The sequence below is a fragment of the Acinetobacter sp. RF15B genome (assembly GCF_007558235.1).
GTDB classification, from domain to species: Bacteria; Pseudomonadota; Gammaproteobacteria; order Pseudomonadales; family Moraxellaceae; genus Acinetobacter; species Acinetobacter lwoffii_C.
On the sequence record NZ_VLSR01000014.1, the window covers coordinates 29223 to 51285 of the forward strand.

Genomic DNA, 22063 nt, shown 5'->3' on the forward strand with positions numbered 1-22063 from the left:
AGCATTTTGTAATACTTATCAGGCGCCTTTTCAGACAAAAGCGCTTTTCTCAAGAGTTCAGCCATCCTCTCACCTTTACAATAAAAATTACATGAATAAAATGTGACTGCTTGAGTCAAGGCTTTTTAGTTATCCACAAGGTTATCTATAAGCACTTGAGGCCAGCTTTGTTATGCTATGCCTTACCGGACAAGGCTTATACAAAAATCAATAAAAATAGGGATTTTTTTACAAAAGTTCGAGATAAAACTTCAGAAAAATATTTAGCAAAATGTCAATATTGATCTACCCTGATTTTTCCCGTATCTTGTGTCCAATTAAACTTTAAACCACTAGGTCTTGTGTTTATTCCTCAAACACTGTGGCACAAAAATTGCCCAGTTCAAATGGTCTATAAACATAAAAATAGATGACAAATGGAGCTATGCTAGCATGAGCGTATCAATTTCAACTCCTGGTCAAATTCAGGTGATTAAACGCACCGGAGATGTTGCCAGCTTTGACGCGGAAAAAATCTCTGTTGCCATTGGTAAAGCTTTCTTGGCTGTAGAAGGCCAGCAAAGCGCTGACTCAAGTCGTATTCACGATCGCATTGAACAACTGACGGAAATGGTCCTCAATACATTCAAACGTCGCTTGCCTTCAGGCGGAACCATTCACATTGAAGAAATCCAAGATCAGGTTGAACTTGCGCTTATGCGTACAGGCGAACAGAAAGTTGCGCGTGCCTATGTCATCTATCGCGAACAACGTGCTGAAGCTCGTAAGCAGCTGGGTGCAAACCATCACCCTACGCTTCAAGTCATGGATGCTGACGGGAAGCTTAAGCCACTCGATTTAAGTGCTTTGACTGCAACAGTGACCAAAGCTGCTGAAGGTTTAGAAGGTATTGATATACAGGCGATTGTCAACGAGACTGTCAAGAACCTGTATAACGGCGTGAAAGAGTCTGACATCTCAACCACAATGATGATGGCGACCCGCACCCGTATTGAGCAAGAGCCTAACTATACGTATGTGACTGCACGTTTACTACGTGATGATCTGGTAGCCACCGGTTTAGAGTTCTTGGGTCTTCCGACAGACACCAATGAAGGTGATGCACTTGAAACTTTCCTGAAGAAAGGTATCGAGCTTGAGCTGCTTTCTCCAGAATTGTTGAACTTTGACCTGGCGAAACTGGCAGCGGCAATTCAACCAGAACGCTCAAACCAGTTTACTTACTTGGGCCTGCAAACTCTATTTGACCGTTACTTCATCCACTCAGATGGCGTACGTTTCGAACTTCCGCAATTGTTCTTTATGCGTGTTTCTATGGGCTTGTCGCTCAATGAAGAAAACCGTGAAGACCGCGCGATTGAGTTCTATAACTTATTGTCTAGCTTTGACTATATGGCATCGACGCCTACCCTGTTTAACTCGGGTACGTTACGTCCACAATTATCGAGCTGCTACTTGACCACCATTGATGATGATCTGTATGACATTTATGGTGCAATGCGTGATAACGCCATGCTGTCTAAATGGGCAGGCGGTTTAGGTAATGACTGGACGCCAGTTCGTGCCCTAAACTCATACATCAAAGGCACTAACGGTAAGTCTCAAGGTGTAGTTCCATTCCTGAAAGTAGCCAACGATACGGCTGTTGCGGTGAACCAGGGCGGCAAGCGTAAAGGTGCAGTCTGTGCGTACCTTGAAACCTGGCACCTGGACATTGAAGAATTCCTGGAACTGCGTAAGAACACCGGTGATGACCGTCGTCGTACCCACGACATGAACACGGCGAACTGGGTTCCTGACCTGTTCATGCAACGTGTATTTGAAGATGCGGAATGGACTTTATTCACTCCTTCTGAAACGCCTGATCTGCATGATTTGACTGGTGCAGAATTTGCTGAGCGTTATGCTTACTACGAAAGCATTGCCAAAGAAACAAATATGCTGCACAAAAAAATCCGTGCAAAAGATTTGTGGCGCAAAATGCTGTCAATGCTGTTTGAAACCGGTCACCCATGGATCACTTTCAAAGACGTATGTAACCTGCGTTCACCACAACAGCATGTAGGTGTCGTTCACTCTTCTAACCTGTGTACTGAAATTACATTAAACACCAGCAAAGATGAAATTGCGGTATGTAACCTGGGTTCGATCAACCTGGTTCAGCATGTTCAAGGCGGGGTCTTAAATCGAGAGAAGCTTGCTCGCACGATTAAAACAGCCGTTCGTATGCTCGACAACGTAATTGACATCAACTACTACGCTGTTCCGCAAGCAAAAAATTCAAACCTGAAACACCGCCCGGTTGGTATGGGAATCATGGGCTTCCAGGATGCACTGTACGAAATGGGTATGGCTTACGGTTCTGATGAAGCGGTGAACTTCGCTGACGAATCGATGGAAGTGATTTCTTACTATGCCATTTCAACCTCAAGCGATTTGGCGGTTGAGCGTGGTACTTATGAAACCTTTAAGGGGTCATTATGGGATCAAGGCATCTTGCCGATCGACTCACTGGATCTGGTCGCAAAAACACGCCCAGAGCGCATGTTTGAAGTGGATCGCACGCAACGTCTGGATTGGGACAGCTTACGAGCCAAAGTTCAAAAAGACGGTATGCGTAACTCGAACGTGATGGCGATTGCTCCAACTGCAACGATTTCTAATATCTGTGGGGTGTCTCAGTCCATCGAGCCGACCTTCCAGAACTTATATGTGAAATCTAACCTGTCTGGCGAGTTCACTGTGATCAACCCGTATCTGGTTCGTGCATTAAAAGAACGCGGCCTGTGGGATGCGGTCATGGTCAACGACCTGAAACATTTTGAAGGTTCGGTGCAGAAGATTTCTCGTATTCCAGAAGAACTGAAAGCAATCTTCGCAACTGCATTTGAAGTTGAGCCACGCTGGATCGTGGATGCTGCTTCTCGTCGTCAAAAATGGATCGATCAGGCGCAGTCTCTGAACCTGTATATTTCAGGTGCAAATGGTAAGAAGCTGGACATCACCTATAAGATGGCGTGGTTACGTGGCCTAAAAACCACTTATTACCTACGTGCATTGGGTGCCACATCTGCTGAGAAATCAACGATTAATACAGGCACACTAAATGCTGTTAAAGCGACTGCGACTACAGCACCTGTTGCAGCAGCCGCTCCGGTGGTTGAAGCGCAAAAACCTGAAGCTCCTGCAGAGGAAGAAGGTTTTGCTCAAGCGGCTCCAGTGCCACAAGCATGTTCGATTGACAATCCTGATTGTGAGGCTTGTCAGTAAGCTTTGCTTGACCTCCCCTAACCCCTCCTAAAAGGAGGGGAATCACAGCCCATAATTTGAGATGTGAAAATCTCCTCTTTCTTAAAGAGGGGTTTTGGGGAGATTAAAAATTTTAGGCAATAAAAAAGCCCTCTACAGGCCGATCAAAACTCGTAGAAGGCTTTTCAATCTCGAAGTGATATCAAGATGGTCACGACGAGGCTGGCATATGTGAATGCGTGAGCAATTCTATCATTGAATTAGTTTATGAGCCAGTAAGAGTCATCTTGATTTTGTATCAGGAGTACTGAGCATGGCTAATAATCAAAAAGCAGCTCGCAGTGCTATCACTGGTCAATACGTAACTTTGGAATATGCAAAAAAGCATCCTAAAACTACGGTTGTTGAAACAGTGAAGCCAGTAAAATCATCTAAAAAATGATTTAAACATGAATCCTAGTTTCGGCTAGGATTCACAACTTAAAGTAAAAGGAAACCTCAATGTCCCCTATGACCCATAACTACATGTTAGGACTTGCGGCATTGCTGATTTCCTTTGCTATTACCTTTTACGCACCGATTGCTTATTTCTGGTTCAAAGTTCGCCAGCAGCGTAAGCAAAATAAGTAGTGGGGATAGTGCTGCTGTATAAATTCACAGCATTCATCGACAAAACTTAATTTTGCTTACACAAATTAAGCGTATAGTAAGACATCTCAGCCAAGCTGAATGTCGCATAAAAGATATAAAGCAACGTAGAGAGAATTGATATGTCTATCCTAAGTTGGGACGATTTCGAAGATGATTCGCAAAAACCGGCTGCACCTGAACACCAGCCTACGCCCGTCGAGCCGCAAAAAGCGACTAATTCACAAGTGGTATCTGATGCAGGCAACACATCGCCGGATGTGGCAACTGCACAACCCGCTCCAGCCCCTCGAAGTACAGGATCAAATCCAGCCGATTCACTGGCAAAAGCATCTGCTTCCTTAAGCCAGCTGGATGTTGCACCAGGTCTTGAAGAGCTTGAGATGGGTGCAGAGCGTGTACAGGTTGACGACAAACGTATGATCAACTGCCGCGCCGACTTGAATCAGCTTGTTCCATTCAAATATGAATGGGCGTGGCAGAAATATCTGGATGGTTGTGCCAACCACTGGATGCCACAAGAAATTAACATGAACCATGATATTGCATTATGGAAGTCTGAAGATGGTCTGACTGAAGATGAACGTACTATCGTCATGCGTTCGCTTGGTTTCTTCTCGACTGCGGACTCACTGGTAGCCAATAACCTGGTACTGGCAATTTACCGCCATATTACCAACCCAGAATGCCGTCAGTACATCTTGCGTCAGTCGTTTGAAGAAGCGATTCATACCCATGCTTACCAGTACTGTATTGAATCTTTGGGTATGGATGAAGGCGAAGTCTTTAACATGTACCGTGAAGTTCCATCAGTGGCACGTAAAGCAGCGTGGGGGCTGAAGTATACCCAGTCTTTAAGTGATCCTACCTTTAAAACCGGTACACCTGAAAACGACCAGATTTTGCTTCGCAACCTGATTGCATTCTATTGCGTGCTGGAAGGGATTTTCTTCTACTGCGGTTTTAGCCAAATCTTGTCGATGGGTCGCCGTAACAAGATGAATGGTGTGGCTGAGCAGTTCCAGTACATCTTGCGTGATGAGTCGATGCATCTGAACTTCGGTATCGACATGATCAACCAGATCAAGATCGAGAACCCACACTTGTGGACAGCTGAGTTCCAGCAAGAAGTCATTCAGATGATTCTTGAAGGCACTATGCTTGAAATCGAATATGCACGTGACACCATGCCACGCGGTGTATTGGGTATGAATGCCAGCATGATGGAAGAATACCTGAAGTTCATCTGTAACCGTCGTTTGAGCCAGTTAGGCTTACCTGAACAGTTTACTGGGGTAAACAACCCATTCCAGTGGATGTCAGAGATGATGGATCTGCGTAAAGAGAAGAACTTCTTTGAAACGCGCGTCACGGATTACCAGACAGGTGGTGCGTTAAGCTGGTAAGGGAAAGATAAAAAATCCCGTCTCTATGACGGGATTTTTTATCACTACTCTTTTTAGTACACTCAACTCTTTCTCCACAAACGCCATTTTTTGCTCAACTTAAATGCCCCTCTCACCCCCTAAATCATGCTTAAAAAAACCAGCTTCATTCCAACAAAATTTGGAATATCATTGTTAGCAAAGGCAAACCTCAGATCAATTAAAAAAATACAACAGACAAATAAGAGAAATTTTATGAATATAAAAAAACTCGCGACCATTCCTCTGCTCTTAATTGGAGAATATGCGATGGCTCTTCCTATTGTTCAAGTCAATTTTATATTTGCCACACCCCATGTTGAAGCCCAAAAATTTGATAACCTAAGCCAAATCAAAAAAGAAGTAGATATTTTAAATCGCTATTTTGTCACTGAGAAAAATCAACCCATTTTTAAATTCGAGTTAAATAAATACATTCCATATCAAAAATTCAAACAATTAAACTGCAAACTCAGCCATCTTTTAGAAAGCCCTAAACCTATGGAACGACCGGCACTTATTAAAATTTTCCGGCAGTGCTTTCCATCAAAGAGTAAAGAAGCTGAAGTTTATATATTTATTTTTGATAGCTACAGCTCAAAATCAGGATTTAAAGCAGCAGATAGTTGGGGCTTTCATAACAATGGACGACCTATCATACTACTTGATTGGGAGCGACTAAATTACAACATTCAAGCTGCTCTCCCCCATGAAATGGGACATGCCTTTGGTTTACGTCATGTTTGTGTTAAAGGTGCAAAATTTAAAGACACCACTAACTTGATGGCAAGTAAAGGTGGCTGTGACGGCAGTGGTGGGCAACGTAATATAGGCTTTAATGATCAACAAATTCAGATCATTAAAGAACATTATCAAAAATTAAAGTCCCGCTAAACTAGAGAATTTTTTTCTCGAAATAATAGGGCCATTGCGCGCGGTTAATAGCATTAAAATCGATATCTCCATAATAATCAGCCACTTGATTAAAATCATCTAATTGTACAAAATCGGGTTGCCACATGGTTTCACGGTTATTAGATTGAATTGGCAATAGGCGTAGATTTAAACTATCTTTCTCAAAAATCAATTGTGCAATCATGCCAAATGGCAAAGCATCTGGATAACCATCATATTCACCATCACTATTAAAAATACCATTACCTAAACTATAAATAACGGTTGAATCTTGGATCGTTTCCATCGACTGTAAAGTATGAGCACCATGACCTAGAATCAAATCTGCCCCCTGTTGAACCAATCGGTTTGCGAGTATTTTTTGATAGGCTTGAGTCGGTAAGAAATCTACTCCCCAATGTGCCAACACCACAATAAAATGCGATGGATATTTTTGCTTTTCTAATGCAACTGCTTCATACAAAACACTTTCTAAGGTCGCAACACCAGAAGAAGAAGGTGTGGCATAAAATTTAAATATTTTTTCGTTAGTGGCTCGATGCCAATAGCCAGAATAAAAAGAAATAATACGACCATTAATCTGAATTCTCATGGGCGTGCATGCTTCAAACTCATTTTCTCCCACTCCTACATAATGTATTTGCGCATTTTGCAACGTTTTTAGTGTATGTGTGATACCTACTGCACCAAAGTCAGCAGTGTGGTTATTGGCTAAACATAAATAATGAATATTGGCTTTTTTAAGCGCATTGACTGTTGGTACATCCTGTGCACCCAATATAAATTTTTTCAATCCAACCAAGGGAGATTGAATTTGATTATTTACAAAACATGCTTCGTGATTGGCTAGATTAATATCGGCTGCATTTAAAAAAAAATTTAGTTTTTCAAAGCTATAGTCATAGCCATGATTCAATAGAGGATCAAATACTTTTCGTTTACGACGTCGCTCAGTGTAATATTCGCCTAAATAGGTATCGCCAATAATATTTACAATGGCACGATCTTGCTTGAGGGTAGTCACTACATTTAAATCAGAAATAAGTCGATCCAGCCCTTCATGGCCCAATAAGTGCCGTTCAATCACAGAATCTTGTTGAAAACTACTCTCAATTCCCTGTGTAATGACAATCGTAAAATCAGATGATGTATGCTTTTGCCATGCTATGGAAATATTAAGAAAGCTGAAAAAGTAATTAACCTTGCCTTGATCGAGTAAAAATGTTGGGCTTAGAAAATTTCTAGCTTTATATGCAATTTTACCCAGCGTTAAAATTTGCAGATAAAAGGGATTAATTTGAGTCATTAATTCAGCGATTTTAAGCACATCATTTAAGGTATATTGCTGAATAAATTTTGAATTCTTTTTACCTGAAAGATTTTTGGCACTATTTGGACTCAAGTTATGTTTTTTTATTAACTCTTCAAAATAATGGCTCATGCGCTTTTGGGTCTTATTATAAACATGCTGAGCCAAAAGAAATAGAGAATCTACACCCGCTGTTACTTTGTAATGCATTAATACTTGTAATAAATTGACTTTATCATGTAATGCATAACCAACAACACCTCGCCCTCTTTCTTGGAGGGCCGTCTCTGTAATCTCAACGCTATCATCCAAACTTAACTTACGTTCATCTAATAACTTATAAACTACATAAAGCACCAAAAGTGGACCTAGCCCTTCATTTTGGTCAGAAAAATCGACGTATTGGGGTTTGGAGTGCGGCAATAACGCACCACTTTTTTGTACTAAATAGTTATACATAACTCAACTCCAACAAATGATCTAACCATTTCTTTTTATAGCCATTCAAATCATATTTTTTCGCCGACTTAATCGCATGGGTTCTCATATGTGGGTTTAAGTAGCATTGCTCGATTGCAATAGCTAAGGCTTGAATATTTCCATTTTCAACTAAAACACCAGAAAGATTTTGTTCAATTAGTGCATTTGGACCATACTTAATATCGTAGGCCACTACAGGCGTTCCTACACTTAAACTATCCAAAATTCCAATACAGAAACCTTCTATTGTACTCGTCACAACAGAGACATGTGCATTTCGGATTTTGTCCGAGATATTGTGCACATAGCCTTTGAAATGTACATTCGTCTTTAAGTCGTGATCATCTACATATTTTCGAATTTCTTTTTCATATATAAAGTTATCTCTAGAGTCACCAAAACCATAAAGATCAAGCTGAATTTCAGGATACTTCTCTTTTAAAATTTCAACAGCCTGAATAATATGATGAAGTCTTTTTTCTACATAATATCGCCCTACAGAAATGACGTTGAATGGGGATACTACAGCATTGACAGTGAGTTCAGATTCTATGTGGGCAAATGTCGGAGGAATCACCCAAATTTTTAATTCTGAACCAAAACGTGCCCAAAGATCCTGCCGCTGTTGCTCTGTGGATACAATATAACCGTCAAATTTATTTGTTTCTGCTAAAGATATTTTGTAATTGGAGTTAATTCGCCCGTCTCCCATCTTCTGAGGATTACTGACATGCACGCTATGGAAAATCGAGATTAACTTAAATGCAGGAGACTTTAACTCCACTAAAATATGATTATAAAGTCTGTTTTTATCGACATAAAAAACGGGCTGCTTATAAGAGGTGATAATTTTTTGAAACCAATGCTTAATCCACTGATCACGATCTTGAAAAAAACAAGATGAACCATTGGATTCTTTTAGACTTAAATAACTAAGCTGATTATCTTGGGTGTAGTGCTCCTCTAAAACCACAATCCCCTGCTGATTATAGTAAAGACATGATTTGACTTGGTTTTTCTCTAAATAGATTTCTTTAGATAAATAGCCTGACTCCGTATACAAAGCTCGCTTGAATTTCGTTCTCGCTTTATCAAAATAATTAATGTATGAAATATTCCCATTTGAGAAAAAGTGGATATAAAATAGGTAATTCCCATTTATATATACTTTTACATCTGTATTGGCATTGTTTTTTTCTAGGGTAACCTCTCCTGCAATATGACTCAAATAATCTTCTAAAGTATTTGATCTCAAAGCAGCAAAAATTAAATATTGGTAATCGTCATATAAATTCAGAAAACTATCAGCCCGAATATGATGGATATTTAAATTCTTTAAATAATTGGCGTTGTAATTTAAGGTTACAATCTTATGCGCTAAACCACAGCTATCAAAAACATGTTTTCTTTTTAAAATCGCATGCTCAATACCGGTTAGCTTTTCCCCAATTCCTGCACTTAGAAAAAAGAACATTATCAACCTCTAAATAAAATAATTTAAATAAGCCACATACCCAGATAAATTATGTTCCTGATCATCGATACGTGTTCTAAAACGATCATGCCTTACATAAAATGCATTAAGAATTTTTTCAGGCTTAGCCATATACATTGCCATTTCAGGATAAAAATACCCTGTTGCTCTTTGAAATTCGACTCGTAGTTCTATTAAGTCTTTTAGTTCATCGAATTTAGCCATATTAACTAAATCGGTAAATCCTTGCTCTTTTAATCGCACCACCATCTTATATGCAGACATCATCATTTCTAAAAATGTTGCATATGCTGTTTTACGATTTTTAATAAAATCCATGTGTTTTAAATAGTTATTTAAACCAAATTCAAAATACTTTTTCTCTGGGCAAATCTTAGTTAATTCATTGGTACAATAACTTAGCCAATGATCATGATACTTATCATATTTTTTAGTAATAAAATGCTCAAACATTAATTTAACAGTTTCAAGCAAAATTGGATTTTGATTAATTTGATAGAGTCTAAGTAGACCTAAAGCAGCTTCCCCATCATAATAAACAATTCTGAACTTTTCTTTGACTGCAAGTGAGGGGAAACTTAATACATGTGTCGTCTCCCCTTTACCATCAATCATAAAGCGAATGCCTTCAGCAAGCATTTCGGCATACTTTTGGTATTTTGAGTCGCCAATAATTTCCTGATATTTAGCAAACATAAAAATTGCAGCGGCATTTGAACCTAATTTAATTTCTAGATCAGGTTCATTACCATCAATCATAAAGGCTTTTCCATCTACCTCTTTATATAAATGATCAATGGCATACTGCATAGCAGTTCTAATTTTCGGTAGATATGCTTCATTATAATTGACTTCCAGTGTTTCAAGTAAGGCATATATGGCAGTACAGTGACGGACTGTATTATAACTTTTAATTTCCCGGTTATAGGCAGGGAAATAGCCATAAACCAACCTCCCACTCTCTAAAATTTCATTATGTAAAAACTTGGCATTATTTAAAACAAGTTCTTTTATATGTTCTTTTTTATTACTCTTTAATACACGTATACCATTTTCTGGACCCGTAGACATTAAATCAATCAACTGGTTGTTTTCAAAAAAAACAGCTTGTGTATCAAACACCCAGACTTTTTCAATTTTATTTAGTGAATAATTTGCCTTAACATTGGTATATTTTTTTTTAATAGCATCATTTAAATTTTTTTCATCAAAAAAATTGGGTTCATTATATACAACCCCTCGAATAATTGCTTTTGCATAAATCTCTTGCTCCAAAAAGTAAATACTTAAATTTTTATCAAAAGCAATTCCTTTTCGATAATGATTATTATGTTTTTGCTCACTTACTTCTTTAACAAGATCTGTCCATTTTCTTTCTTCAATATTTTTTGCAAAGTCAAACTTTAAAAATTCAGGAAGCCGGTTATTCTTTTCATATAATTTATCGATAAAATTCAGAGTTCTTTTAACTACTTTATCGTAATTTTTATCCGCTGTATTCCAAACACGACAGCGTATACTTTTATCTCCATATGAAAAAAATACACTATAAAAATCTTGCTGATTCTCTCTTAATGAGAATAACCAATCTGTTAGTTTTATTTTAAATTCCTGCAGATCACTATATTTAGATATAGCCATATTGCTCTCATACTTAACCCTACCAATCAGCCTTATTGTATATTATTTAATATTTCATTTACAGGTATATAACGCTTATAAAAATAATATTAAAGAATATAGAATAAAAAAAAGAGGGTCTCTAGAGACCCTCTTTTTCATTACTCAGATAAAACCTAATTAAAATAAATGACCGTTATTAATTAAGTCATCTAACAATGTATCTGTCTTCTCCACCCCAACCAAAGTTAAGAATGATTCTGACTGATAGCTAGTACCAGCTGTACCGTCGCGGTCAATATTCAAGACGACATTACCTTCTGCATCTTCAGTTAATGTAATGGCATCAGCAAGTGTTGTGCCTTCACTCAGTAAATCACTCACCTGGATCTTATCACCTTCTTCCATACTGAAGTCACTCCAAACATCGTGACCATTACCGCCAACATTATCGTCAGCTAATAGGTCGAAGATGACAGTGTCACCGCCTGTTCCCATAGTAAAGCTATCATTACCTGCTGAACTATCCACACTATCAGCATGTTCAGATGCAGTTACGGTTTTGCCAACATTGATTTCTAGGATCGCTGTTTCGATTGTTCCTACCTTAGAAGTCGTCTCATAGACAAACTTCTCAATGCCGTATACACCACCTTTAGGGGTATAAGTGTAACTACCGTCTTTTCCAATAACCAATGTACCGTAATTGCCTTCAACTGTAATAGTTTGAGCACCTTGATTAGGATCATTGACAAAAACAACTTTGTTGCCAAAGCTCAACGTATCAAGTATTTGAATACCTTCATCATTGGCAAACAGAGCACCTTTGATTTCTGGTAATTCAGTTGTTACGTACTCTTCAGAGTGAATGATCTCATCTGTCACAAAATGGATACTCTCTAAGTTACCATTTTGGGCAGTAATATCTAACTTATACTTTCCTTCAGGCAAATTGGCCAAGGTAAACTCAAGCGCTCCATCCTTCCCTCTTGCCGCTTCAACACGATCAGAATATATCTTTCCTGTTGTCGCATTCGTTAATGTATAAGTCAGAACAAGATCACTACCTAGAGGACCTATAATAGTTGGACTACCAGTAATTTTGAGTTTTACGCCTGCATCTAAATCATGTTTCGCTACGTCAAATTCTTTTGTATAAGATTTTCCATAGTTACCGATTTTATCTACTTCGTTATACTCAATCTTCGATATCTTGTTCGTTTCAGACACAGATACAATATCAAAGTCATCCTCAGCAGAATGTGTACCCACTTTAATATTCAGGTACTCAACAGTAGTTTTACCATTTTCATCCTGCATCACTAATTTAAAGCGATCAACTTCACCATAAGGTGGTTTCCAGTCGAGAGGAGCATTGTCTGGTTTTTCAACAGTATAGGTATAGGTTCCATCAGAAGAAATCACCAACGTACCATATTCACCCTGAATGACTGTTTCTTTACCAACTTTTAGATCCTCACCATCTACTTTCAATAAAATAGTTGAATCTTCTGGCGTTGCATCACCCTCTACAGTTCCAGTGAATTTGGTTGGACTTCCATAATCATAAACTGTTTCATGATCGACATATAATCCAGCACCGGTTAGTAATCCCAGACCTCCAGAGCTCTGTAACAGTGCTTTATATTCACCTTCACCAAACTGTAAAGTCAATTGTTCAGATTTTCCACCTAAAAAAGCAGCCATAAACCAGTCTTTTTGAACATGGACTTGATTATAGTTGCCTGTTGCAGGATCTAATTTATAGATAAAGAGATCATAGCCAACGCCTAAAGCTACGCCGCCCGCACTACCATGGAATGTTAGCTCTTTAACTTCGTTTTCACCAACATTAAACTCCATTGCACCAGCACCACCTAAGGCTTCTGCACTTAAAATAGGTCCTAACAAACCTATATCAATCACGCTAAAGCCGACAGCATCTGCAATAGAGCTGTTATCAGAATCAAACGCAATGATAGGATCTACATCTAGAATAACCGTATTATCAATTTCAATACGATCCTCTTTTGCTGTCAGATCTAATTCAAAAGTTAATTCAGCTTCAGAGACTTTTCCTGATGGCGAAGTAACGCGATAAGTAAATACATCTTTTTCACCATAGCCGCGGAAATCTTCATTTACAGTATAAGTATAAGAACCATCCGCTTTAACAGTAAGGGTACCGTACTTACCTTCAATCTGAATTTCACCGCTAGTGGAAGTACTTACCCATTCGCCATCTTCTGCTTTAATTTCGGTAACGGTACTACCCGCTGGTACCTCATCACTACCATACTCAGAATCATCATCTGTAATCATATTTCCTTGAGCAGAACCAGAAATACTTTCAGCATTGGCATAATCCAAAACGACATCTTTAGTAAAGTTGAGACCATATCCAGTCAATGCTTGGATACCTTCACCACCAGCCATCACAAACATCCATTTCCCTTCTGTCAAAGTGAAATCTGTTTCTTTTGACTTTCCTCCAAGTAAATAAGAAATAACCCAGTTCTCTGTAACTGATTGTTGTTCCCACTGCCCTGTACTTTCGTTAAGTTTATAAACATACAGATCCATCGTGGCAAGGACTTGAATACCACCAGCATCACCATACATAGTGACTTCACGAACCTGGTCTTTACCTACTTCAAGTTGAACTGAATTTTTTATAACATCAGCCAATACATCCAAGCCCAGTACAGGTCCAAGCCCTACATTTGCAACAGTAAAGCCAGTCTTATCTAAATCACTCGGATTCTGGTTTTCTTTTCTAGAAGGTGTGGCATCCAAGATTACGTCGACATTATTATCTACCGCCCCAAAGATCTCATCAACACCAACAATGATATCGACTGGTGCTGATTCATTACCTGCTTCATCTGTGGCAGTGACTTTAAGCTCGCTTCCGCGCTCTAATGCTGGACTAAACTCATAAGTTACATCACCATTCGCATCCGCTTTAATCTCTATTGGATTACCGTTGCTATCTAGCATTGGATTACCTTCAGAATCATAAAGTTTTACAGTTGCATTCGGCTCCGTTTTCACAGTTAAAACAGAATAACTATCATCAATCGCAACTTCAGGTGCATCTGGCGCGATCGTATCTTTATTACCGGTAACTTCTGTAGGTTCAGATGTATTACCAGCCTGATCTTTCGCAGTGACATCAACGACCTCACCATCCGTTACCGGACGCTTAAGCTCAATAGCAAAGTCACCATTTTCATCTGCAGTACCCGTACCAATAACGTTACCATTTTTGTCGGTTACATCTACAGTTGAACCAGCTTCCGCTTTACCGCTAACAGTTAAACCATCTTCACCGATTACAACATCGGTTGGGACTGCAGGTGCAATGGTGTCTTTCTCGCCCGTGATTTCTACAGGCTCAGACTCATTACCAGCTTCATCTTTTGCAATAACGTCAGCAGTGTTGCCATCAGTTAAGGCAGGATTGACTGGAACAACAAAGTCACCATTTTCATCTACTGTACCTGTACCAAGGATGTTGCCATCTTTGTCAGTCACTACAATTTCTGAACCTGGTTCACCTTTACCTGTCACTTCCGTACCATCTTCATTCAGAACGACATTTGTCGGCGCTTCAGGTGCTTCGGTATCTACATCGCTGTCTGAATCCGAATCACTATCCGAGTCTGAATCAGAGTCGCTATCCGAGTCCGAGTCGCTGTCAGAGTCTGAATCAGAGTCGCTGTCCGAGTCTGAGTCCGAATCGCTGTCTGAATCCGAATCGCTGTCCGAATCCGAGTCGCTGTCCGAGTCTGAGTCCGAATCGCTGTCTGAGTCCGAGTCGCTGTCAGAGTCTGAGTCGCTATCCGAGTCTGAATCGCTGTCAGAGTCTGAATCGCTGTCAGAGTCCGAATCGCTATCCGAATCCGAGTCGCTGTCTGAGTCCGAATCGCTGTCCGAGTCTGAGTCGCTATCCGAATCCGAGTCGCTATCTGAATCAGAGTCGCTGTCTGAGTCCGAATCGCTGTCTGAGTCCGAATCGCTGTCTGAGTCGCTGTCTGAATCCGAGTCTGAGTCGCTATCCGAGTCCGAGTCGCTGTCTGAGTCTGAATCGGAGTCGCTGTCCGAATCCGAGTCGCTGTCCGAGTCTGAATCCGAATCGCTGTCCGAATCCGAGTCGGTGTCCGAGTCTGAGTCCGAATCGCTGTCTGAGTCCGAGTCGCTGTCAGAGTCTGAGTCGCTATCCGAGTCTGAATCGCTGTCAGAGTCCGAATCGCTATCCGAATCCGAGTCGCTGTCCGAGTCTGAATCGCTGTCCGAGTCTGAATCGCTATCTGAATCCGAGTCGCTATCCGAATCCGAATCGCTGTCTGAATCGCTGTCTGAATCCGAGTCTGAGTCGCTATCCGAATCCGAGTCGCTGTCTGAGTCTGAGTCGCTATCTGAGTCCGAGTCGCTATCTGAGTCTGAATCGCTGTCTGAATCCGAATCGCTGTCTGAATCTGAATCGCTATCTGAATCAGAGTCGCTGTCGCTGTCCGAATCCGAATCGCTATCTGAGTCCGAATCGCTGTCCGAGTCTGAGTCGCTGTCTGAATCCGAATCGCTATCTGAATCCGAGTCGCTGTCGGAGTCTGAATCGCTGTCTGAATCTGAGTCGCTGTCTGAATCCGAATCGCTATCTGAATCCGAATCGCTATCTGAATCCGAGTCGCTGTCCGAGTCTGAGTCCGAATCGCTGTCTGAGTCCGAGTCGCTGTCAGAGTCTGAGTCGCTGTCTGAATCAGAGTCGCTATCCGAGTCTGAGTCGCTGTCTGAATCCGAGTCGCTGTCAGAGTCTGAGTCCGAATCGCTGTCAGAGTCTGAGTCGCTATCCGAGTCTGAGTCGCTGTCTGAATCCGAGTCGCTATCCGAGTCTGAGTCGCTGTCCGAATCTGAGTCGCTGTCAGAGTCGCTATCCGAGTCTGAATCAGAGTCGCTGTCGGAGTCTGAGTCCGAATCGCTGTCTGAATCAGAGTCGCTGTCCGAGTCTGAGTCGCTGTCTGAATCCGAATCGCTGTCTGAATCCGAGTCGCTGTCAGAGTCTGAGTCCGAATCGCTGTCTGAATCTGAATCGCTGTCTGAATCAGAGTCGCTGTCCGAGTCTGAGTCGCTGTCTGAATCCGAATCGCTATCTGAATCCGAGTCGCTGTCAGAGTCTGAATCGCTGTCTGAATCAGAGTCGCTATCCGAGTCTGAGTCGCTGTCTGAATCCGAATCGCTATCGCTGTCTGAGTCCGAATCGCTGTCTGAATCCGAATCGCTATCTGAATCCGAGTCGCTGTCCGAGTCTGAGTCGCTGTCTGAATCCGAATCGCTATCTGAATCCGAGTCGCTGTCAGAGTCTGAATCGCTGTCTGAATCAGAGTCGCTATCTGAATCCGAGTCGCTGTCAGAGTCTGAGTCCGAATCGCTGTCTGAATCTGAATCGCTGTCTGAGTCCGAATCGCTGTCCGAGTCTGAGTCGCTGTCTGAATCCGAATCGCTGTCTGAATCTGAATCGCTGTCTGAGTCCGAATCGCTGTCCGAATCTGAGTCGCTGTCTGAATCAGAGTCGCTGTCAGAGTCGCTATCCGAGTCTGAGTCGCTGTCTGAATCCGAGTCGCTATCCGAGTCCGAGTCGCTGTCTGAGTCGCTATCCGAGTCTGAGTCGCTGTCTGAATCCGAGTCGCTGTCCGAGTCAGAGTCTGAATCATCAATTACTGGAGCAAATACCTGCGTAGGAGCAGACTCATTACCCGCATCATCTTTCGCTGTAACTAATACTTCTTCACCATCAACGAGCGCAGTCTCTAAGTCAATCTCATAGTCACCATTTACATCAGCTTTGCCAGAGGCAATGACTTTACCATCAGCATCTTTAATTTGAACTAAAGCACCAGCTTCGGCTTTACCAAAAATAACTGTACCTTCTTCATTAAATTCAGCAGAAGGCATCGCAGGTTTAATGGTGTCTTTCTCGCCCGTGATTTCTACAGGCTCAGACTCATTACCAGCTTCATCTTTTGCAATAACATCAGCAGTGTTGCCATCAGTTAAGGCAGGGTTGACTGGAACAACAAAGTCACCATTTTCATCTACTGTACCTGTACCAAGGATGTTGCCATCTTTGTCAGTTACTACAATTTCTGAACCTGGCTCACCTTTACCAGTGATCTCTGTACCGTCTTTGTTGATTTCAACTTCAGATGGTAGTGCAGGCGCAATAGTGTCTTTCTCGCCCGTGATTTCTACAGGCTCAGACTCATTACCAGCTTCATCTTTTGCAATAACATCAGCAGTGTTGCCATCAGTTAAGGCAGGGTTGACTGGAACAACAAAGTCACCATTTTCATCTACTGTACCTGTACCAAGGATGTTGCCATCTTTGTCAGTTACTACAATTTCTGAACCTGGCTCACCTTTACCAGTGATCTCTGTACCGTCTTTGTTGATTTCAACTTCAGATGGTAGTGCAGGCGCAATAGTGTCTTTCTCGCCCGTGATTTCTACAGGCTCAGACTCATTACCAGCTTCATCTTTTGCAATAACGTCAGCAGTGTTGCCATCAGTTAAGGCAGGGTTGACTGGAACAACAAAGTCACCATTTTCATCTACTGTACCTGTACCAAGGATGTTGCCATCTTTGTTAGTCACTACAATTTCTGAACCTGGTTCACCTTTACCTGTCACTTCCGTACCATCTTCATTCAGAACGACATTTGTCGGCACTTCAGGTGCTTCGGTATCTACATCGCTGTCTGAGTCCGAGTCGCTGTCCGAATCCGAGTCGCTGTCTGAGTCCGAATCGCTGTCTGAATCAGAGTCGCTGTCCGAGTCAGAGTCCCCTCTACTATTCGAATCACCTTGTACCGCTGCAATCGCCCCGCCTAAACCTGCAGCAAGGCCTGCCCCAATAAGCCATGGTGAAATAGCAAGTCCAGCTACCGACTCCTCAATGGCGAGCTGCTCCAAAGGAATGTAATTAATCGTGTCTAAAATGGCACCGGAGGCATCAGTAAACTGCGCCCAATACAATTCACCATCATTTTCAAAAATAATTTTATTAGATTCAGCCGGGAAATCGAAGTAATTTTCCAGCGTTATTTTTTCACCATTTTTAAGTGTAATAACTGCCGCATTACCTTGACGGGTAATTGTAGCTACTTCCTCAGTATTTAGATTTATCTTAACAATAGAATTTTGTGTAAGCTTCACAACATTCGTATTTAGGCTTTGAATGAGTTTGCCGTTTTCAGGCGAGATTATGTCTATATTTACCATTTGAAGTCCTTAATTTAAATACAGCGTATTAATTTCTAAAAACCAACAAAAGTTACATAGCACCAAAATCAAGAATATAGAATTACAAGAATAAGTCCTATATTTATTCCTGTCTTTAATAAAAAAATTGAGAGAAGATTGGGATAAAAAAATAAATATAAATAATTGATTTAAAATAATAAAAAAAATAAAATCCCCTATATTTTATAGGTGATTATTCATATGAAAATAAAGTAATGTATATACAACATATTGATAAATCTAATATTAAACATATTTTGTTGTATTTTTGTTAAAAGAGTTATATTTATTACAATACAAAACAATAAATAGCTTGAATTAATATAAATTAAACACAATTTTTGTTATTTATATCTTATACTTAAATAAATTATATTTTACGTATATATATTGATTGTACATTATATCAACTAAAAGATTAATATATAGCCATTACTTATGACTGACTATATATTTTTAAAAAAGAAAAATTAATTCAAATATTTTAAAATCTATTTAAAATAATTTAACAAATCACTAAATTTTTCTATCTGATATTTTGGTAGAGCGAGCTTTAATTCTTCTTCACTACCATAGCCATAATTCACAGCAATCGATTCGATCCCATTCTGACGTGCCCCCAAAATATCGTACTCACGATCACCGACCATCATGCACTGATTGGCCTGCAACTGTTGTTGCTCAAGAATATACTGGATCAGTTCTGCTTTATCGGTTCTATCGCCATTGAGCTCACTGCCATAAATTTCAATAAAGTATTCAGCCAGTTCAAAGTGCTCCAAAATCTGTTGAGCATAAACAGTGGGTTTCGCTGTTGCCACAAATAAACAATAACCACGGCGTTTCAGCTCAGCCAGCGTGTCTGCCACCCCATCAAACACATGGTTTTCATACAGACCTTTGACTACGAAACGCTCGCGATAACCCATTAGGGCTTGTTCAGCCAGAACATCATTTACTTCAATATTTAAAATTTTGGCCAGAGAGGCTTTCAAGGGTGGACCGATAATCCAGTCAATATTGATTTCATCGCCAATCGGATGGCCGACTTTCTCCAGACCATAACGGGCAGAAGCGGTAATTCCAACTTTTGGATCAGTTAAAGTCCCATCCAGATCAATCAAAATATTTCGTATCATCACTTTCCCCATAAAAACCTATATAAATTCATATCGAGAGTTTAGCCAAATTTGCCTATACTAGGATAATTTTTCATGAATAAAAGGACATCATTTTGCGCCCTACGGTACTTTGCTTTTCAGGTTTAGATCCATCTGGTGGAGCAGGTCTTCAAGCAGATATTGAAGCCATCGGTCAAAGTGGTGCTCATGCTGCAATTGCCTGTACTGCACTTACCATTCAAAACTCGCAGCAGGTATTTGGCTTCGAAGCTACCTCAAGGGACTTACTTCTGGCTCAGGCCAATGCAGTCGTGAATGATCTGCCCATACGCTGTGTGAAATCCGGTATGCTGGGAACCACCGACAATATTGCCGCATTGGCCGAGTTTTTAATGGCGCATCCTGATTATCTCTATGTGCTCGATCCGGTTCTGGTCGCCAATAGTGGCGGCTCTCTGGGCAATCAGGAGACTCTGGTCCAAGCATTTGCCCAACTCATTCCACTGGCTACAGTTTTAACACCAAATACGGTTGAGTTACGTGCCCTGACTGGTGAGCAGAATTTAGAACGTGCGGCTAAAAAGCTGTTTGAAATGGGCGCACAGGCGGTTCTGGTCAAAGGCGGTCATGAAGATACTCCAGAATATATTCAAAATAGCTTGTACATTCAGGGCGAACTGGTAAATGAAACCCGCTGCCCGCGCCTGGCAGGCGAATATCATGGCTCGGGCTGCTCTCTGGCCAGTTTTATAGCCGGACGCCTGGCAATAGGCGACCAGCTGAAAACAGCGGTACAGCATGCTGAAACCTGGTTATTTGGCGTATTAAAAAATGCTGACATCCCGGTCCCGAATGGTCAGAGAATTCCAAAGCGTTTCTAAGATCAAAAATTAAAGCCTGAGTCATTCAGGCTTTTTTTAATCGCTACTATTGTTCTGGATAGTATTATTTTATTAAATAGAGAAGGATTTGACATCAATCGTATGCTTGGTCTGTACTGCTCAACTCAAAACACCTCATATGAACTTTTTATCCAGTGTCTTCAGGCTAATACCAACTTTTGATCAGCTTCCTCATATTTAAGGCTATTGCTACTATTTTCGCAGCTTATTTTAATCCCTCAGCCACAAGCCGCTTTCCATATGAATAAGCATCTTGCTAGCAAAAAACGACACCCTAGGGGGACTGAATTGTCGCCTGCCCTGCCTGAATCTTGATGTAAAAAATGCCGTCCAGTCATGACCACAAAACTCAAGCTGAGATATGGCCCGATCTGCGCGCTGTAAAAAGGTCAGAATTCTCTAAGTAGAGAGCAGTTTTAATGAGAAGTTAGAGAGCAGTTTTAATGAGAAGTTCTAGTTTTGAGCTTATCTGTAAACTGCGATTTTTAAAATTATGATAGACCTAAAATTATAAAAGTCTTTTCTGTTTTCTCGCTAAACCGTAAAGAACGAGATTAAAAGCTCCATATAAAAAAGCTGTAGAGCAAAGATCCCGCCAGATCTCGATCTACAGCCAAATATTAAATGCTAAAGCCAGCCTTTATGCTTTCTTTACATATTCCGATTTCAGTTTGATTGCGCCCATGCCCTCAATTTTACAATCAAGATCATGCCCATCACTGGCATCAGGCAAAAGACGGATGTTCTTCACCTTAGTCCCTACTTTAACGACGGAAGAAGAACCCTTAAGTTTTAGATCCTTAATAACTGTAACCGTATCACCATCATTCAGGACATTTCCATATGCGTCTTTAATGCTAACCTCTTCCTCGCTCACTTCTCCCTCTTTCCATTCATATGCACATTCAGGACAAATCAGCAGGTCGCCATCTTCATAAGTATATTCAGATTGACATTTCGGACAGTTTGGTAGAGCCATAGTGACCTCAACGAAATAAAAAATATAGAAAAATCAAAAATAAAGAAACAGTATAGCATCTTTGACCCATAAACTCATGGCTCGGCAACAGAAGCCTTTCTGTCTCGACGAGAAACTCAAATATCTGAAATATGCGGATTTACCAGCCAAGATAAAAGTTGTAACGATTCCTGCCAGCAGAGATGACTCACCGCCGGAGGCACCAGATCCGGATAGCCGACCTGAATAATATGCAGACCAGTGCCAACAGAGACTTTTTCAAAGATGACCGTTACCTCAATTTCTCCTTCCGATTCCGGTGTAGAAAACTGATCGCTATAACGCAGTAGCTGATTGGGAATAACCTCATGATACATGCCATAAAAATAATGCTGAGTACCGGTCGAAAAATTGGTAAAAGTAATTCGATAACGCCCGCCCGGCCTGATCTCAGCATACTCGACTGCGGCAATAAACCCATGCGGCGCCAGCCACTTCGCCATTGCACCGGGATCGACAAAAGCGCGATATACCCGTTCGGGCGGCGCACTAAATACACGATACATTTTGACGGTATAACTCATTTCGGCTCAGCCTTTTTATTTATATTTATTATAAGGAAAGGATCTTCCTGATCCTG

The 22063-nt window shown here is 40.8% G+C and carries 13 protein-coding genes; 6 read left to right on the forward strand and 7 right to left on the reverse strand.

The window, feature by feature from the left end; genetic code table 11:
- The first annotated feature begins 432 nt into the window (after nt 1–432).
- The 5 genes from E2K74_RS10730 to E2K74_RS10740 all read left to right on the forward strand — a co-directional run bounded on the left by E2K74_RS10730 (nt 433) and on the right by E2K74_RS10740 (nt 6215).
- Nucleotides 433–3270: a ribonucleoside-diphosphate reductase subunit alpha gene (locus E2K74_RS10730; protein WP_151207536.1), complete on the forward strand. Its 2838-nt coding sequence runs from the start codon at nt 433–435 to the stop codon at nt 3268–3270.
- Nucleotides 3271–3562: 292 nt separating this feature from the next.
- Nucleotides 3563–3691 carry a hypothetical protein gene (locus E2K74_RS14975; RefSeq protein WP_264765935.1) on the forward strand — a complete coding sequence of 43 codons (129 nt, stop codon included), beginning with the start codon at nt 3563–3565 and terminating at the stop codon, nt 3689–3691.
- A gap of 59 nt (nt 3692–3750) precedes the next feature.
- On the forward strand, nt 3751–3879 hold the full coding sequence (locus tag E2K74_RS14980) for a hypothetical protein (RefSeq protein WP_258170003.1): 129 nt from the start codon (nt 3751–3753) through the stop codon (nt 3877–3879).
- 140 nt (nt 3880–4019) lie between these two features.
- The gene (locus E2K74_RS10735; RefSeq protein WP_151203429.1) at nt 4020–5303 is read left to right on the forward strand and encodes a ribonucleotide-diphosphate reductase subunit beta; all 1284 of its coding nucleotides are present in this window, start codon (nt 4020–4022) and stop codon (nt 5301–5303) included.
- Between the two features lie 234 nt (nt 5304–5537).
- Entirely contained in the window at nt 5538–6215 is a 678-nt protein-coding gene (locus tag E2K74_RS10740; RefSeq protein WP_151207538.1) for a metalloprotease, read from the forward strand.
- 1 nt (nt 6216) lies between these two features.
- Here the strand turns inward: E2K74_RS10740 and E2K74_RS10745 are convergent, their stop codons facing one another.
- The 5 genes from E2K74_RS10745 to E2K74_RS10765 form a co-directional block, all read right to left on the reverse strand.
- The gene (locus E2K74_RS10745; RefSeq protein WP_151207540.1) at nt 6217–8004 is read right to left on the reverse strand and encodes a CapA family protein; all 1788 of its coding nucleotides are present in this window, start codon (nt 8002–8004) and stop codon (nt 6217–6219) included.
- Nucleotides 7997–9499, reverse strand: coding sequence for a glycosyltransferase (locus E2K74_RS10750; protein ID WP_151207542.1), 1503 nt, complete (start codon nt 9497–9499; stop codon nt 7997–7999). The genes E2K74_RS10745 and E2K74_RS10750 overlap by 8 nt, the downstream gene beginning before the upstream one ends.
- 9 nt (nt 9500–9508) lie before the next feature.
- Nucleotides 9509–11161, reverse strand: coding sequence for a poly alpha-glucosyltransferase (locus E2K74_RS10755; protein WP_151207544.1), 1653 nt, complete (start codon nt 11159–11161; stop codon nt 9509–9511).
- 159 nt (nt 11162–11320) lie between these two features.
- Nucleotides 11321–18421, reverse strand: coding sequence for a BapA/Bap/LapF family large adhesin (locus tag E2K74_RS15060; RefSeq protein WP_161982801.1), 7101 nt, complete (start codon nt 18419–18421; stop codon nt 11321–11323).
- 512 nt (nt 18422–18933) lie between these two features.
- Nucleotides 18934–19581 (reverse strand): HAD-IA family hydrolase, encoded by a 648-nt coding sequence (locus E2K74_RS10765; RefSeq protein ID WP_151205109.1) that lies wholly within the window; start codon nt 19579–19581, stop codon nt 18934–18936.
- Between the two features lie 95 nt (nt 19582–19676).
- On the opposite strand from E2K74_RS10765, the gene E2K74_RS10770 reads away from it, so the two are divergent.
- Nucleotides 19677–20444, forward strand: coding sequence for a hydroxymethylpyrimidine/phosphomethylpyrimidine kinase (locus E2K74_RS10770; RefSeq protein WP_151205108.1), 768 nt, complete (start codon nt 19677–19679; stop codon nt 20442–20444).
- A gap of 661 nt (nt 20445–21105) precedes the next feature.
- Here the strand turns inward: E2K74_RS10770 and E2K74_RS10775 are convergent.
- Complete coding sequence (locus tag E2K74_RS10775; protein WP_151205107.1) at nt 21106–21444, reverse strand: zinc ribbon domain-containing protein YjdM; 339 nt, start codon at nt 21442–21444, stop codon at nt 21106–21108.
- Nucleotides 21445–21560: 116 nt separating this feature from the next.
- Nucleotides 21561–22007, reverse strand: coding sequence for an SRPBCC domain-containing protein (locus E2K74_RS10780; RefSeq protein WP_151205106.1), 447 nt, complete (start codon nt 22005–22007; stop codon nt 21561–21563).
- Between the last annotated feature and the right edge of the window lie 56 nt (nt 22008–22063).

What these genes read in the sequence shown, in the direction of transcription:
- E2K74_RS10730 (WP_151207536.1), top strand. Translation starts at nt 433, where the DNA reads ATGAGCGTATCAATTTCAACTCCTGGTCAAATTCAGGTGATTAAACGC.
- E2K74_RS14975 (WP_264765935.1), top strand. Translation starts at nt 3,563, where the DNA reads ATGGCTAATAATCAAAAAGCAGCTCGCAGTGCTATCACTGGTCAATAC.
- E2K74_RS14980 (WP_258170003.1), top strand. Translation starts at nt 3,751, where the DNA reads ATGTCCCCTATGACCCATAACTACATGTTAGGACTTGCGGCATTGCTG.
- E2K74_RS10735 (WP_151203429.1), top strand. Translation starts at nt 4,020, where the DNA reads ATGTCTATCCTAAGTTGGGACGATTTCGAAGATGATTCGCAAAAACCG.
- E2K74_RS10740 (WP_151207538.1), top strand. Translation starts at nt 5,538, where the DNA reads ATGAATATAAAAAAACTCGCGACCATTCCTCTGCTCTTAATTGGAGAA.
- E2K74_RS10745 (WP_151207540.1), bottom strand. Translation starts at nt 8,004, where the DNA reads ATGTATAACTATTTAGTACAAAAAAGTGGTGCGTTATTGCCGCACTCC.
- E2K74_RS10750 (WP_151207542.1), bottom strand. Translation starts at nt 9,499, where the DNA reads ATGTTCTTTTTTCTAAGTGCAGGAATTGGGGAAAAGCTAACCGGTATT.
- E2K74_RS10755 (WP_151207544.1), bottom strand. Translation starts at nt 11,161, where the DNA reads ATGGCTATATCTAAATATAGTGATCTGCAGGAATTTAAAATAAAACTA.
- E2K74_RS15060 (WP_161982801.1), bottom strand. Translation starts at nt 18,421, where the DNA reads ATGGTAAATATAGACATAATCTCGCCTGAAAACGGCAAACTCATTCAA.
- E2K74_RS10765 (WP_151205109.1), bottom strand. Translation starts at nt 19,581, where the DNA reads ATGATACGAAATATTTTGATTGATCTGGATGGGACTTTAACTGATCCA.
- E2K74_RS10775 (WP_151205107.1), bottom strand. Translation starts at nt 21,444, where the DNA reads ATGGCTCTACCAAACTGTCCGAAATGTCAATCTGAATATACTTATGAA.
- E2K74_RS10780 (WP_151205106.1), bottom strand. Translation starts at nt 22,007, where the DNA reads ATGAGTTATACCGTCAAAATGTATCGTGTATTTAGTGCGCCGCCCGAA.